This is a genomic window from Nostoc sp. DedQUE09 (assembly GCF_034530915.1).
In the GTDB taxonomy this organism is placed as follows: domain Bacteria; phylum Cyanobacteriota; class Cyanobacteriia; order Cyanobacteriales; family Nostocaceae; genus Nostoc.
Genome location: NZ_JAVRCE010000019.1, coordinates 31,543 through 46,658 on the forward strand (window position 1 = coordinate 31,543; position 15,116 = coordinate 46,658).

15 protein-coding genes are annotated in these 15,116 nt (G+C 40.4%); 11 read left to right on the top strand and 4 right to left on the bottom strand.

Going from position 1 to position 15,116, the window contains the following annotated elements:
• Window positions 1-263: 263 nt before the first annotated feature.
• On the top strand, window positions 264-1,940 hold the full coding sequence (locus RMY27_RS14655) for an alpha-amylase family glycosyl hydrolase (protein ID WP_322664332.1): 1,677 nt from the start codon (window positions 264-266) through the stop codon (window positions 1,938-1,940).
• 66 nt (window positions 1,941-2,006) lie between these two features.
• Here the strand turns inward: RMY27_RS14655 and RMY27_RS14660 are convergent, their stop codons facing one another.
• On the bottom strand, window positions 2,007-2,144 hold the full coding sequence (locus tag RMY27_RS14660) for a hypothetical protein (RefSeq protein ID WP_322664334.1): 138 nt from the start codon (window positions 2,142-2,144) through the stop codon (window positions 2,007-2,009).
• 47 nt (window positions 2,145-2,191) lie between these two features.
• Here RMY27_RS14660 and RMY27_RS14665 point away from each other — a divergent pair, with 47 nt between their 5' ends.
• The 5 genes from RMY27_RS14665 (at window position 2,192) to RMY27_RS14685 (ending at window position 6,507) form a co-directional block, all read left to right on the top strand.
• The gene (locus RMY27_RS14665) at window positions 2,192-2,686 is read left to right on the top strand and encodes a DUF1772 domain-containing protein (protein WP_322664336.1); all 495 of its coding nucleotides are present in this window, start codon (window positions 2,192-2,194) and stop codon (window positions 2,684-2,686) included.
• 47 nt (window positions 2,687-2,733) lie between these two features.
• Complete coding sequence (locus RMY27_RS14670) at window positions 2,734-3,357, top strand: class I SAM-dependent methyltransferase (RefSeq protein WP_322664337.1); 624 nt, start codon at window positions 2,734-2,736, stop codon at window positions 3,355-3,357.
• A 476-nt stretch (window positions 3,358-3,833) separates the two neighbouring features.
• Entirely contained in the window at window positions 3,834-4,226 is a 393-nt protein-coding gene (locus RMY27_RS14675; protein ID WP_322664339.1) for a hypothetical protein, read from the top strand.
• Between the two features lie 133 nt (window positions 4,227-4,359).
• Window positions 4,360-5,097: a peptidylprolyl isomerase gene (locus RMY27_RS14680; protein WP_322664341.1), complete on the top strand. Its 738-nt coding sequence runs from the start codon at window positions 4,360-4,362 to the stop codon at window positions 5,095-5,097.
• Window positions 5,098-5,613: 516 nt separating this feature from the next.
• Window positions 5,614-6,507, top strand: a complete 894-nt coding sequence (locus RMY27_RS14685; protein WP_322664343.1) for a lysophospholipid acyltransferase family protein — start codon at window positions 5,614-5,616, stop codon at window positions 6,505-6,507.
• 144 nt (window positions 6,508-6,651) lie between these two features.
• Here the strand turns inward: RMY27_RS14685 and RMY27_RS14690 are convergent, their stop codons facing one another.
• A complete protein-coding gene (locus RMY27_RS14690; RefSeq protein ID WP_322664345.1) occupies window positions 6,652-7,617 on the bottom strand; it encodes an SGNH/GDSL hydrolase family protein in 966 nt (321 codons plus the stop codon).
• Window positions 7,618-7,891: 274 nt separating this feature from the next.
• Here RMY27_RS14690 and RMY27_RS14695 point away from each other — a divergent pair, with 274 nt between their 5' ends.
• The 3 genes from RMY27_RS14695 to RMY27_RS14705 all read left to right on the top strand — a co-directional run bounded on the left by RMY27_RS14695 (window position 7,892) and on the right by RMY27_RS14705 (window position 11,504).
• Window positions 7,892-8,068, top strand: coding sequence for a hypothetical protein (locus tag RMY27_RS14695; RefSeq protein ID WP_322664439.1), 177 nt, complete (start codon window positions 7,892-7,894; stop codon window positions 8,066-8,068).
• Window positions 8,069-8,244: 176 nt separating this feature from the next.
• Window positions 8,245-11,160 (top strand): glycerol-3-phosphate acyltransferase, encoded by a 2,916-nt coding sequence (locus RMY27_RS14700; RefSeq protein WP_322664347.1) that lies wholly within the window; start codon window positions 8,245-8,247, stop codon window positions 11,158-11,160.
• Window positions 11,157-11,504, top strand: a complete 348-nt coding sequence (locus RMY27_RS14705; RefSeq protein ID WP_194040214.1) for a cupin domain-containing protein — start codon at window positions 11,157-11,159, stop codon at window positions 11,502-11,504. The genes RMY27_RS14700 and RMY27_RS14705 overlap by 4 nt, the downstream gene beginning before the upstream one ends.
• A gap of 97 nt (window positions 11,505-11,601) precedes the next feature.
• Here the strand turns inward: RMY27_RS14705 and RMY27_RS14710 are convergent, their stop codons facing one another.
• A complete protein-coding gene (locus RMY27_RS14710; protein ID WP_322664349.1) occupies window positions 11,602-11,958 on the bottom strand; it encodes a hypothetical protein in 357 nt (118 codons plus the stop codon).
• Between the two features lie 637 nt (window positions 11,959-12,595).
• Here RMY27_RS14710 and RMY27_RS14715 point away from each other — a divergent pair.
• Window positions 12,596-13,024, top strand: a complete 429-nt coding sequence (locus RMY27_RS14715) for a hypothetical protein (protein ID WP_322664350.1) — start codon at window positions 12,596-12,598, stop codon at window positions 13,022-13,024.
• Window positions 13,025-13,087: 63 nt separating this feature from the next.
• Window positions 13,088-13,450, top strand: coding sequence for a DUF2809 domain-containing protein (locus tag RMY27_RS14720; protein WP_322664351.1), 363 nt, complete (start codon window positions 13,088-13,090; stop codon window positions 13,448-13,450).
• A gap of 284 nt (window positions 13,451-13,734) precedes the next feature.
• Here the strand turns inward: RMY27_RS14720 and RMY27_RS14725 are convergent, their stop codons facing one another.
• Window positions 13,735-14,781: a glycosyltransferase family 2 protein gene (locus RMY27_RS14725; RefSeq protein WP_322664352.1), complete on the bottom strand. Its 1,047-nt coding sequence runs from the start codon at window positions 14,779-14,781 to the stop codon at window positions 13,735-13,737.
• Window positions 14,782-15,116 lie beyond the last annotated feature (335 nt).

Here is a 15,116-nt window from a genome sequence, read left to right on the forward strand (position 1 = left end):
GACATTTAATTCAAGAACGCATGGAGTGGGTTTTGATAACGAAACCCCAGAGACGATTGAGCGAAACTATCATATCATGTCCGCATAATTAGTTACGATTTAGATAGTCACTTTACCTTTAATAATAATAGCGATCGCAATATCTGGTTTAAGTCCATCAGATTAGGAAAATATTGATAATACTTAAGAAAGAAGCTGCAACTTATTTTATATTACACAATAATTTTAGTGACTATAACTAGCTAAAATTTAAAAGTGTGAAAATGGCAAATTTAACTGAATTTACATTATTTGCTCCTCGCAACAAAGGAGCAGCTTTAATTGGGTCTTTTTCAGATTGGAAAGAAATTCCCATGTCAAAAGGTGAAGATGGTTATTTTCGCACGAAAATCAAACTGGAAGATGGGGTTTATCAATATAAATTTCGCATTCAAACCAAAAGCCCAAATTTTGCAGTTGATGAATGGATAGATGTTATCGATCCCAAAGCAACAGATGTTAATGAAACAGAAAAATACAGCATAGTACGCATTCGAGATGGGCAACGCATTGTTGATAATTACCTTTGGCAAAACAATGAAATACCGTTGCCTGATAACCGAGAATTAGTAATATATGAAATACACGTTGCCGATTTTACTGGTGATGAAGTTGATTCTAACGAGCAAGGCAAATATTTAGGGATAATTGCTAAGTTAGATTATCTTTGCGAATTGGGAATTAACGCAATTGAATTAATGCCAGTTAATGAATACCCTGGTGATTATAACTGGGGCTATAAAATTCGCCACTTCTTTGCTACAGAATCTAGTTACGGTTCAACAGAAGATTTAAAGCGGTTGATTGACGAGTGTCATGGTAGAGGCATTCGCGTCTTTATGGATGGAATTTATAACCATACAGATGAAGAATGCCCTTTAATACTAATTGACCGAAATTATTGGTATTACGAAAACAAGCATTATCCTGAAGATCCAGATAATTACTGGGGGCCAGAGTTTAACTATGATAATTACGATAAAAATTTAAATATTAAACCTGCATGGGAATACATCGGCGATGTGGTAGAATTTTGGATTAAGGAGTATCACATTGATGGAATTCGCTTTGATGCAGTGCGGCAATTGGCTAACTTTGAATTTTTCAACTGGCTGACTAAAGAAGCGAAAAACCATGCTGTACCCAAACAGTTTTACAACATTGCTGAACACATTCCCGATACAAAAACTGTAGTCAAGCCAGATGGCCCATTAGATGCTTGTTGGCATGAGAGTTTTCGCTACTTTCTAGTTCCATATATTTGTGGGAAATCATTTGATTTAGAACAACTCAAACAGATTTTAGATCCCAAACAGCAGGGTTATGCGATCGCTACCAATACGATCAATTATTTGGCAACCCACGATCGCGAACGTCTATTACGAGAATTAGGCAATTGCGGCATCTTTGAGGCAGCGGCATTTGAACGAGCCAAGTTAGCAGCTACTCTGTTAATCACAGCGATGGGTATACCGATGCTGTGGATGGGAGAAGAGTTTGGCGAATACCAGCAAAAAAGCGAAGATGTGACTAAGCCGCAGAAGATTAATTGGTCTTTGTTGTCACGCGAACAGAATCATGGTTTATTTGAGTATTATCAAAAGCTGATTGCTTTACGCAAGGAAACTCCAGCTTTACAAAGTGACAATATTAAGTTTTTCTACGAAAATGCAGCTGAGAAAGCGCTGGCTTACACCCGTTGGGATGAGCATAATTCTCATGTTGTTGTCGTGGTAAATTTCTCCGACCAAAATCTAAATCAATATAAAATTTCAGGCTTCCCAACTGCTGAGTATTGGCGAGATTGGGTTAGCAATCAAGAAGTGAAATCTGGAGAGGATGGTTTAGTTACTGACTTATCAAGCTATACAGCTAAAATATTTGTTTCAAATTCACAGTAATGTAGTCTGTAGCTCGTTAATATCAAAAGGTTGTAAATACATTGTCGCAAGCAGTGCGATCGCTCGTCAAACAAACTGCTTGCGTCGCAACACAGTAATAAGACTAGCGATGGGAGCAACAGCAAATAAAATAATATCGTGTGCGATCGGATCAGCCCAAAACCCAGATGTAGAGACGCGATTTATCGCATCTTCAAAGACCAATCATCTACTGCGAATAAGGCATTGGGCAGTAATTAACAGGAGGCTTTATGGTAATTTTTGATAATTTGCGCTTCCCTTTGACGCTTTTCACAGCACTAGGCTGCGGATTGGTGGCTGGTGTCTTCTTTGCCTTCTCGACTTTCGTGATGAATGCCCTTGCACGACTCCAGCCAAAGGAGGGCATTATCGCTATGCAATCCATCAATATCACTGCGATCAATCCGTTGTTTATGTTGGCACTCTTCGGAACGGCTGTGGCTTGCATTTTTCTAGCGGTTTCCTCGGTGTTAAAGTGGCATCAACCTGGTGCTGCCTATTTGCTTATCGGTAGCTTGATCTATCTCATTGGCACCGTTCTAGTGACGATCGCTTTCAATGTGCCACTGAATGATGCCTTAGCGATCACCAAACCGGATAGTACTGAAGGCGCGAACCTATGGGCTAGATACCTTACCAATTGGACGTTCTGGAACCATGTTCGGACAATAGCGGCACTTGCAGCAGCACTTATACTTGGACTGTGCGATCGCACAGTGAAATAGGAATGATGAATAGGTATAATACCCTTTGCTCAGTAAAATGAAGCTATATGAGTATTCAAGCAGCATACGATAATTGGTCAGCTACATACGATGCTGACGAAAATCTGACGCGCGATCTCGATCAAACCGTCACTAGGGAAACTTTGATGGGTTTGAGGTGTAAATCAGTCGTGGAAATTGGCTGTGGCACAGGTAAAAATACGCTTTTGCTTTCACAAATTGCTTTGAAAGTTTGTGCGATCGATTTTTCAGCACAGATGATTGAAAAAGCGAAAGAGAAAGTGAGGTCTACTAATGTGGTGTTTATTACAGAAGACATTACCAAGCAATGGACTTGTGATAATGAGTCTGCCGATTTAGTCACTTGTAATCTTGTTCTAGAACACATCGAAGACCTCAGCTTGATATTTTCAGAAGCATCTCGTGTATTAGTTAAAGGAGGATACTTTTTCATCTGTGAGCTTCATCCATTCAAGCAATATCAAGGAACAAAAGCTAATTTTCAAAGACAGCAAGAGTCCATTGAAATTCCGGCATTTGTGCATCATTTATCAGACTTTTTTAACACAGCGAAAGTTCATGGTTTCCAACTTGAAGACTTCAAAGAGTGGTGGCATGAACAGGATAAAAATAAACCACCCAGACTTGTATCAATCTTGTTTAGAAAGTGAAGAAAATTTTGGCTGGGTTTCAGCTAGTGTAATCATGCGATCGCTCCATCTGCCCACTCACTACTTATTGATTAACAGTTTAAATGTTTACTCCGTATAGTTGAGAGCTTTTCTTAGTAATATTCGATCGAGCCTAAAAACATACGCAAATTACGTGAGTTGACAAATAACTCTGAGGATGAATAAGCCTATAGCGGTTTCTATTCAGATGCAGTACAACGTTTTATCACAAAGTGTAGATAGATGAGCAAATTTTATGGATGGGAGACGCTTGTATAAGTCAATATGAAATTTTATGACTAGAACCAGCACTTATATTGATCAGCGTGATATCTTTTCAATAGGAATTAAGCCTTGCAATTGACTGCATTTTGCCCTATCTCAATTACTGTAGAGCTTTTGGGTTGCGCACCGCAAACTAGCCAAAGCTCAAGTATAAAATGGCATTTAAAAAATGTTGAAGGAGAATAAGCATCATGGCTAAAGTCTACTTATCGTATATAAAATCTATCGACGAGCAAGATCCCCGTGGTGGTGATAACAATGATGAAATTTATTACTTAGTTGAGGGTGGTTCTAGGAAAAATACAGTGAGTAATAGTTTTGATGCTGGTGAAGACTTTGACTACGGTTTCCCAGGCAAACTACTCGAAAACGATCCGGCAACTAAATCAGATCCTCTGTTTTTTACACTCTGGGAAGACGATCCTAGTGGTGACGACAAATTTACATCCATACGCCAAACTTTCGGTAGCGATCCAGGCACAATCAAAGACGGCGGAATTTACTTTGATGGAACACCTGGCTATTATGGATTCACGTTTTCTGGCAATGGGGGCAACTATACATTAGAATTTTCAGTTACATAGATAAGTAAAAATTTCTTGTGTGCTTGTAGCTGAAAATTATCTTTCAAAGCCCAGATGAGTTTTGCAAGCAGAGGCTTGGTCTCTGCTTGCAAAACAGATCCAAATATGAATAAATCCTTTGGGTTTTTCAGATATGGCTCAGATTTTGCAAGTTAAAAATCAAAAAATTCCGATGGAAAAAGTTGTTAGCTTGTTGGCGAGCTATCAGCTGTTTCCGCAATTTTTACGTGAGATTATCACTGACCAGGCGATCGCTTCCTTTACCTGTACGCTCGAAGAAAAAGCCAGTGCTTGCGAGCAATTTTATGAGAAATGGCAGCTGACTTCCGAGTTACAACGTCAGCAATGGCTAGAACTCTATGAAATGACTCCAGAGCAACTAGAAACTATAGCTATTCGAGAACTAAGAATTGAGAAGTTTAAACAAGCTAACTGGGGGTCGAAAATTGAAAGTCATTTCCTGAAACATAAGTCTTTACTCAATAAAGTAATTTATTCTTTAATTAGGACGAAAGATGAAGGGCTTGCTGACGAGCTTTATTTCCGACTTCAGGAAAAAGAGCAATCCTTTACTGAACTAGCTCGACAATTTTCGCAAGGGCCAGAAGCAAAAAGCGGAGGTTGGTGTGGGCCAGTCGAACTCGGCAAAATCTCCCCAAAGCTAGCACAAATGTTGTATGGCAGTAAACCGGGTCAACTATGGCGTCCTACTCGTTTAGGAGAATGGCTGGTGATTGTAAAACTAGAGATACTTATCCCAGCTTTACTAGATAAATCAATGCGCCAGCGACTGCTAGATGAACTCTTTGAAGCCTGGTTAGAAGAAAAACTAGTTGAATTGACTAATGGTGGTTGGATCTCTCTCGATTGATTAATAGATTGTAGGTAGTGTTTTCAATTTGTTGAAGCTGTAAATTTTTTGCTTACTCGTCTCCAAGAAAGTATTTCATGAATGGCACCCTTGTAAAGCCTAAAGGTTCGTGTAGCCTCGTTCCAAGTTTTAAGGCTAGGAATGTATTCTTAGAGGCTCTTAACCAGTTGGGACAATGACTGTATCTTAAGTTAGTGCTAATACTCAAGTGTTAGTAATTATTCCTTTCCTTATTCTGATCGCCCTATATCCTATTTTGGAGCTGCACCAACGGGAACAGGTTCACTGATAACTTTGGCGAATCTTTGTAAATAAAAATCCCCAGTATTTGCTACTGCTTGAATTGAGAGCGATGTCTACGACGGGTTATGCCTACGCGTACCAGATTCCACCATGTCTGCAAACCATGTCCGACCGATGATAGACCTAAAAAAAAGAACAACTGTTATTAAATAATGAGTAACAGTATTATGCAGCGGTCAAAAAAGACTAGTGATGGAAGATGGGCGATTAATTATGGAATTTCCAAAACAGGTAGAGAAAATTTCTGTCAGCGCTGACAATTCTTTAACATCAGAATTCTCGAAAAAGATTCATCACTCATTAACACAGCGAGATACTCAGTTTATTGAATCATTGATGCCTATATGGGAATGGTTTTACCGTTATTACTTTCAAGTAAAAACTGATGGATGGCACCATATACCAACAACAGGGAAAGTACTACTGGTTGGCTCTCATAATGGGGGAATGGCTTCTCCAGATTTAATAATGATGATGTACGATTGGTTTTCGAGATTTGGAACCGAGCGTTTGGTGTATGGTCTAATGCACCCTTCCGCTTGGAAAGTGAGTCCAGAAATAGCAGGATTAGCCCAGAAATTCGGAGCAATTGTTGCACATCCCAAAATGGCTAGTGCGGCTTTCGATCAAGGTGCTAGCGTTCTGGTATATCCTGGAGGACAATATGATATGTTTCGTCCTCATAGCCAACGCCATAAAATTCATTTTGCTGGTCATCAGGGTTTTGTCAAGCTGGCTTTAAAACAAGAAGTTCCGATTATTCCTGTAATCTCGGTAGGCGCTCATGATAGCTTGATAGTTTTATGTGATTGTTATGATTTCGTCAAACAATTGCATCAGTGGGGATTGCCGTGGTTATATCAAATAGACCCTAAAGTTTTCCCAATTTACTTAGGTTTGCCTTGGGGCTTGGCTATTGGCCCTCTGCCAAATATTCCTCTACCTGTGCAGATTCACACTCGTGTCTGTCATCCAATTACTTTTGAAAGATATGGTCGAGATGCAGCTAGAGATCGGAACTATGTGAATGCTTGTTATGAAATAGTTCAAAGTCAAATGCAGGAAGAGTTAAATAATTTGGTTAGAGATACTCAGGAATCTAGCTAATATCATGTCCGGTTAAAGACTTATTATTAGGAGGGTAGGGGAGCAGGGGAGCAGGGGAGCAGAGGAGCAGAGGGGCTTTTGGGCTTTCTGCATAGATTCGGGAAGCAAACCCTAATTAGCCGGACTTGATATCAAACACGAATATTAGTGGCGAAGTGAGGAATTTCCTAATATTTCCAAAAGCGATCGCTCCATAACTTCACTGACAAATTTATTTCCTTGCAAATTGAGGTGAATGTGATCGTGAAACAAACCTTGGGGGTTGGTAGTTGAATTGAAATTCGGTAAAAAGTCTATATAGTTAATTTGCTGTGCTTTGGTAAAATCGCTCAAGCGCTGACGTGCTTTAATTTCGTAATCGCGGGGGCCTGGTTCACCAATTTCTCGTAGCAAAGGAGTCATTACCAGCAGAAATTTGCTGTTGGATTGGCGAGTCAAGGCTTGAATTTTAGCGATCGCCTCCAAATTAATCCCTACGCGATCGCCTGATTCATTTTGCACGGCTTGCAGTTCTGGTATTGGCTTTTGCTTGACGATATAACGCTGCCATACTTCCACTAATGCCAGGGGAGGTTTACGATCGGGATAATTGCGATCGCGTCCTACTGGTAAAGAAGTGGGAGGAGTTGCAAACAAATCATCGGTATTAATTAATAACACCACTGCTTGCGCGTTAAAATTGCCAAACTTCTCTAAATAAGCTAATTCATTTCTTGGCCCCCAAGAGTTAGCTGAAGCATTTAGCACTTCTACTTCCTGATAATTACTATTAGTGGATGATAGTAAAGAACGCATCATCAAACTAGATATTGTATTAGTCTGATCTGTCCACCAACCACCATTAGCAATAGAATCACCTAAGAGGAGAATTCGCAGCCCAGTAGGTGCAAGTAGCTTTTTGATCGGACTACCTCGCATAGAATATTCATTAATTTCAATGCGATTCCCAAAACGACGGGTACGCTGGTTCGGAGCCAACAAATAACCAATCTGCTCATCGCCAATATAAATCAGGGGATTACCAAAACCAAACAGCGATCGCAATCCAACCTCGATTACCAGAAACAATCCCACAACCACCGCCAAAATTACGCTCAGTGCTATTTTCACCTACTCACACCCTCTTATACTGAGTTGCTTTTCAATGATACTGGGGGATTGGGCACAAGAAGCAGAGGGGCAGCACTTCGGCTCATTTCGGCTACGCTCAATGGCCAACGCTCAGTGACCGAGGGGCAGAGGGGCAAGGAGGAAAAACTTACTGTAATTTCTCCCCTGCTCCCCTGCTCCCCTGCCTCTTCCTGCTCCCCTGCCCCCGCTCCTAAATTTTTAAAGTGAATTTAACATCATCCGCAAATAGAAGGACTACAATCAAAACGGACAAATGTTTCTTGCTTCAACAACAGAGGATTACAAAGCTGTGTCCGACTTAAATCGCGGAATTATGAAATTTAAGGGAGCAGATTCCCCAAAAGTAGTCACTATCTCTACCGTGTTGCTTCTGGGATCGATCGCTGCTCTCGTCATTTGGGCGCTACAAGCTGCCTATGCGCTAAACTAAAACCATTAGTAGTCTAGAAGGACACTTGTCTTAAACGGTTTCCGTCTTAGCCAAGTGTCCATTTAGCAACTAATAAATAAAAACTCTTTTATAACCATCAAAAATTTCAGCAAAACTTTAGATTTTAGATTTGAGGTTTTAGATGGAAAATTTAAATCTAAAATCCAAAATCCAGAATGTTTGAACCTTGGGGTATTTTCGTTATTTTAATTGTCTGCCCCCTTTTGGGCGGCTTACCCCTGATTGCATGGATAACTTACGCCCTCAAACGCAAGCAGTTATCACAAGTTGGTACAGGAAACATTAGTGTATCAGCTGCCTTTTTTCATGGCGGTAAAATTGTCGGAATTCTGGCAGTCTTGTCAGAAGCTTTTAAAGGAGTTGCGGCAGTCTTACTCAGCCGCATTTTCTTCCCAGATGGATCGTCTTGGGAATTAGTTGCCCTAATCGCTCTGGTAATCGGTAGATACTGGATAGGCAGAGGAGCAGGTACGACAAATGTTGTCTGGGGATTTGTCGTACACGATCCACTGGTTGCAATATTTGTATCTTTCTTTGCAGGTATTACTTTTACAATTCTGCAATCAAGAAAGATAGTTAAATTTGGGGTTTTGCTGCTTTTTCCTTTGTTTGTGGCACTTCTGCACCTGAGCGATATTCCCAGAATATTTGCTGCTGTGGCCTTAGCTGGTTTAATGGGCTGGATTTACACCAAAATTGCTGATGATATGAAACTGCCAGCCCAAGAGGCGCAAACAGAATCGCAAGGGATGTTGGAGTTTTTACGCGGCGATGTCTACGACGGGCTACGCCAACGCACAATGGTTTCTCTAGATGAAGAGTTGAATGCTGCCATAGTCGGAGAAAAGGCGGCCACATTATCTCAAATTAAGCGCTGGGGCTATCCAGTGCCGAAGGGATGGGTACTAGTACCTATCGACAATCCAGAAGGGTTAACAGAATTTCTCCAACCATCAGAATTATCTCCCTTGGTGGTGCGTTCCTCCGCTATTGGAGAAGACTCAGAACACGCTTCTGCTGCTGGACAGTATGAAACAGTTGTAAATGTTACTAGCCAAGAGGCATTACAAGAAGCGATCGCCCAAGTTCAAGCTTCCTACAATCATCCATCTGCTATCCAATATCGGCGCGATCGCGGTTTAAATGATACAGCAATGGCTGTGTTGATTCAACAACAAGTCCAGAGTGTATATTCTGGTGTTGCTTTCAGTCGCGATCCCATTACCCAGCAAGGCGATGCGATCATCATTGAAGCCCTTCCAGGCAGCGCAACGCAAGTCGTTTCGGGAAAAATCACACCAGAACAATATCGCGCTTTTGTCGTTGAAACAGAAAATTCTTACTCTGTACAATTAGAGGGTCAAGGACGAGTCCCACAATCATTAATTAAGCAAGTTGCTTACCTTACTTACCGACTCGAAAAACGTTATCATGGCACTCCTCAAGATATCGAGTGGAGTTATGACGGACAAACGCTTTGGGTGTTGCAATCTCGACCGATCACCACTCTGTTGCCTATCTGGACACGCAAAATCGCTGCTGAAGTGATTCCTGGAGTAATTCACCCCTTAACATGGTCAATTAATCGTCCTTTAACTTGTGGAGTTTGGGGAGAATTTTTTACTTTAGTTTTAGGCGATCGCGCCTTGGGGTTAGATTTCACCAAAACAGCAACTCTGCACTATTCAAGAGCTTACTTTAATGCGTCCCTCTTAGGAGACATTTTTCTTCGTATGGGACTGCCGCCGGAAAGTCTGGAATTTTTAACCAGAGGAGCTAAATTAAGTAAACCCTCCTTGCAGTCAACTTGGGAAAATTTGCCAGGACTAGGAAAGTTGCTGAAGCGGGAATTAAATTTAGAAAAGGACTTCAAGGAAGATTATCACAAACGGTTCATTCCTGGGTTGTCGCAGTTGGCGCAGTCAGATATAGATAGCTTGGAACCACCCGCGTTGTTGGCAAGAGTTGATTTTATTCTGGAGTTGCTGCGTCATGGAACGTATTACAGCATTTTAGCTCCCTTGAGTGCTGCCCTAAGACAGGCGATTTTTCGGGTAAAAGATGGGCAAATCGATCATAGCGTCACCCCAGAGGTAGCAGCATTGCGATCGCTCAGTGCGATCGCTACAGATGCCAAGCAGGTATTGGTTGAGTTTGAGCCACAGCAAGTATTTGAGCAATTAAAGCAAACCCCCGAAGGAGAGAAAATCCTCCAAGCATTTAACGAATTGCTTCAAGATTACGGCTACTTAAGCGAAGTAGGAACCGATATCTCCGTTCCCACTTGGCGGGAAAATCCCCAGATGATTCAGCAGATGTTTGTGCAGCTAATGCAGGGGAACGAACCACAATCAGGTGCTAAAGACGCGATTAATAGTATCTTTGCAAGTAAGCGCAAACGCTCTTTTGTGCAACGGCGTGTGGATATCAAAGGACGAGTTACCGAAGTTTATTCCCGACTTTTGGCTGAATTGCGTTGGAGTTTTCTGGCTTTAGAGAAAATTTGGTTAGAGTCTGGTTTACTTAGGCAAACAGGCGATATCTTTTTTCTCAACTTTGATGAAGTGCGGCGTCTAATTGGAGATGAAGATTCTAGCTTAATAGAGCAGTTAGATAAGTTAGTAGAATTTAGGCGATCGCAATTCCTGCAAGATAGCGAGATCATTCAAATACCTCTTTTAGTCTACGGCAATACACCTCCTCACCCGTTAGCTCCCTCTGAACTTTACTCTGACCAAATTTTACAAGGTATTGGAGCCAGTCATGGGCAAGCCGAAGGTAGGGTGAAAGTGTTGCGAAATTTACAAGACATTCCAGACATCGACCGAGATACGATTCTGGTAGTACCTTACACAGATTCCGGCTGGGCACCATTGTTATTAAAGGCTGGAGGATTAATTGCCGAAGCTGGAGGAAGACTTTCTCACGGTGCGATCGTTGCTCGTGAATATGGAATTCCCGCCGTGATGGATGTTCGCGGTGCTACATGGCTTTTGCAAGATGGTCAACGAGTCAGGATTGATGGGTCTAGGGGTATTGTGGAATTATCTAATGATTTAAGACCCGAATGATTACCACTTCTCTGAAAGACTTGCCTGAAGAGTCAGTTTCTCACAATGCCGAAATCAAGAAAAAGGTGATGTTACGCTTCGGCGATTTACCTCACTTAACTAACTTTTCTCAAGCACGTTTTGCTCCTGGACAAACCGCACCAGCACACGCGCATCAAGATATGTGCGAGGTATTCTTTGTGGAAGCTGGTTCAGGAGTAATTCACATTGATGGTACAGAATACCCCTTGCTTCCGGGAAACTGCGTAGCCATCGAACCGGGAGAAGTACACGAAGTTGTCAATAGTGGCTCAACCGAACTTGTTTTGACATACTTTGGTTTGCGAGTGGAAAAATTAGCCTAATTCTTTTGAATAAAACACGCAGTGAGGGCATAAGATTGTTATGCCCTTATAAAAGTTTGCGGATGTTGCTTATAAACAAAGATAAATTTGCAAAATCCTAATATACTAAGGGTGTCGCACCGCGCATTTGACGTAAAGAATTTATACAAGCAGGACAATCACAGCCAAATAAGTCGATTGCCACATTGCTTTCTTCATCATTGAATTCCAGCATGGGAGCATCTTCTTTAGAAAACTCTATTTCACGTTGATAGTTAGGAATTTGAGCCAATACGGAAGCTCTGGCACACACTAAACCCACTTTATGTTTATTGCGTATACAAGATAGACGATCTGTGGTTTTGGCTCCTGGTTCTGGCTCCATAGCTTGTGCGTGATTCAGCATTACTCCCATAGAGAGAAGAGAGCTAATCAGCACAGGAGAAGAAAGCAAACTCAGTATGAATTTGTTCATTGGTTTTCCTGAAAAACAATCTCGATTGCTCAGATTATCCGATTAAATCTTACAGTGCAAGTAAATGTCTATCAGGAATAGCCCAAAATCCAGATGTAGAGATGCGATTTATTGCGTCTTGAAAGGTCAAAGAACTTTCAACTCAAAAAATATCCTATCGCTGTGTAGGTAGTAGACTTCTTGCATAAATCGGGAAAAGGGAAGGGTAAGGGGAAAAAATTCTGTATTGTCCCCTTCCCCTTTAACCTTTACTCTTTTCCCGACTTATGCCCAGAAATCTATTGAGTGCAAGAGCCGGCTGAAAGCATAAAAGCTTCACCATCAGCCGAATAATATCATGTCCGCTTGATTGCTTATTAAATCCGAAGAACCCCACCCCGCCAAAGCTGTGCTTTGTCTCCCCTCCCGAAGAGCGGGGAGGGGTTGGGGGTGGGGTTCTTTTATTATGGGTAATTTGGCGGACATGATATAAAACAAAGATTAGACATCTTGCAAAAGTAACAAATGCCAAGATGTTGGGGTGCATGTTAAAGGTTACTGGGTTTGGGAAAATTCCATACCTTTACCCTTTAACCCTGCCCCTTATCCCCAGAGGGGGCCCCACCTTCCCCTTTTCCCCACTTCTGCAAGAAGTCTATTGAAACGTATTGTCATACAACGCAAGTTTGTTTCTGATAACGTCAAAGCAGAAGTTGCTATAAACTACGCAAAACACGGAAACGCGAAGGCAGAAGCTCTTACAGGCTGCGCGAAACACGGAAACGTGAAGACAGAAGCTCTTACAGGGAAGACGGAAGTTCCTACAGGCTACGCGAAACACGGAAACGTGAAGACGGAAGCTCTTACAGGGAAGACGGAAGTTCCTACAAGCTACGCAAAACACGGAAACGTGAAGACGGAAGCTCTTACAGGGAAGACGGAAGTTCCTACAGGCTACGCAAAACACAAAAGTGTTAAAGCAGAAGTTGCTAAAGGGAAGGCAAAACAGAGAAGTTTATTGCTATACAATTTTTATCTCCCATTGTTATTTGGAAACCTATTCAGTAATAATAGAATTTCCAACTAAGTCTATCAAAAATTAAAGAGGTTAATAGTCAAAGTAGGGATTTTTTAAGCGCTATTAATTGCCATGTTTATCTTCAATAAAAAATATTTTTACTTCACAGTTTTACTATTTTTAATAGAAGTATGTATTGCTGTTTTTATAAAAGATAGTTTTATTCGTCCTTTTATTGGTGATGTTTTAGTAGTTATATTAATTTATTGCTTTGTCAAAGCTTTTTGGAATATACATTCATCCATCGTCGCTTTATCAGTTTTTGCCTTTTCTTGTACAATCGAGATTCTGCAATATTTTAATTTTGTAAATAATTTAGGATTACGAAAATACAAAATTCTGGCTGTTGCTTTGGGAAGTGTATTTGATTGGAAAGATATTATTGCTTATGCAATAGGTATCATAACAGTCCTATGGTTGGAAAATAGAACATGATTACTCAATCGAGTATTTCGCGGTGTTCAATAGGGAGAGTAATATCCCTCGCTTATAAAGGGGGAAAACAATAAAATCCGGTTCCCTCCCCTTTATAAGGGGAGGGTTAGGGTGGGGTAAAAAATATTTGATACATCAATCATGACTTTTCAAACATCCTCTTAGAATGAGGCTGCGATCGCAACCAAGTTGTGAAGACGTACAGCTTTATAACCTTTCCAGTCACAGGGTTTTCCAATTACTCCCTTATCTCATATTTATATTTATGTAACAATCTTTTGGTCTTATTTATTATTGCTGGGAGAATAGAAACTGGGATGCATTGGTTTTCTTCCTTTTCTCTGGATATTATAAGGCATTTCAAAAACTAATTTATTACCCATTACATAGTATTGAAATCGGCGTTTGATAATATTGTTAAATTTAGAAATAAAATCATAAAAAAAGCTCGGATTTTTCGTGAGTTCTCTCAATGCTAATAACCATTTTCCTTCTTTGATAGAGAATGAAACTTGATAGTAAGCTAAAGTTCTGTTGTAAACTGTAAGATTAGAAGACAAAGCACGTATTAAAGCTAGATTTTTTTTCACAACTTTTTGCTGCATGAAAGAATAAGTAGCTATGCAATATTGATTTAGACGTTTCAATGGGCTTTCACGTACAAGAGAAAAAGAGCGTGAACGGTAGAAATAATAGGGTTCTGGCACTAGAAAAAAGCGAGCGCCATTAATTAAGCATTTCATGTCAAGCCAAAAATCCTCAGCTATGGTTAGGGTTTCATCATACTCGATGCTGTGTTTAACCAAAAATTCTCGTTTGAACATAGGCTTACTTAAACCAAGATGCAGCCCTGTTTTGCCATAGACATCAGTCTCTACGAAATAAACGATATCAATTTGGAGAATTTTATCTATATGTTCTCCACTTTCTTGAATCAATGTACTCCAAGGAGATGTTGCACCATCTTTGATAAAATAAACATCATCTGCAATCATATCTGCATTTGCTTGTTCTGCTAGCAACACAAGCTTTTCTAATCTTTCATGAGCATACCAGTCATCTGAATCAAGAACAGCAATCCATTCTCCTTGGGCTGCTCTGATAGCAAGATTACGCGCAGCAGAAACCCCAAGGTTTTGTGGATTAACTATCACTTTGAGACGTTGATCGGTAAAACTCTTTGCAACTTCTACAGTTTTATCAGTTGAACCATCATCGACAACGATAACTTCAAGCTCAGTGAGTGTTTGATTTAAGACTGACTCTATTGCCTTCTTAATATAAACTTCAGTATTGTAAGCAGGGATAATTACAGAGACTTTAGGATTCATGAAACTAAACTCCTGACTAATCACTACATGCTTAGATTAAAATGTGAAAATTCCAATGAAAATTTGTTGAACGAAGAATTCAAAAGTCAGAATCAAGACACTTGCGGACTGGTTGGTAAAGCCTTTCGTAGAGAAGGAACTTGGTTATGAATTGGGGATTTAGACCAAGTACTGAATTGTTGCAGCACCAATGTTTCTTGTTTTGTGAGGTTTTTAGACCTGATGATTCATTCGCTAGTAGTACATAATTTAGAATTAATTATGACTTTTGACAGATGGATTCTGTTTGATAATAATTTATTTTTCACAGCGTAATCATAAATTATTTTTACTTA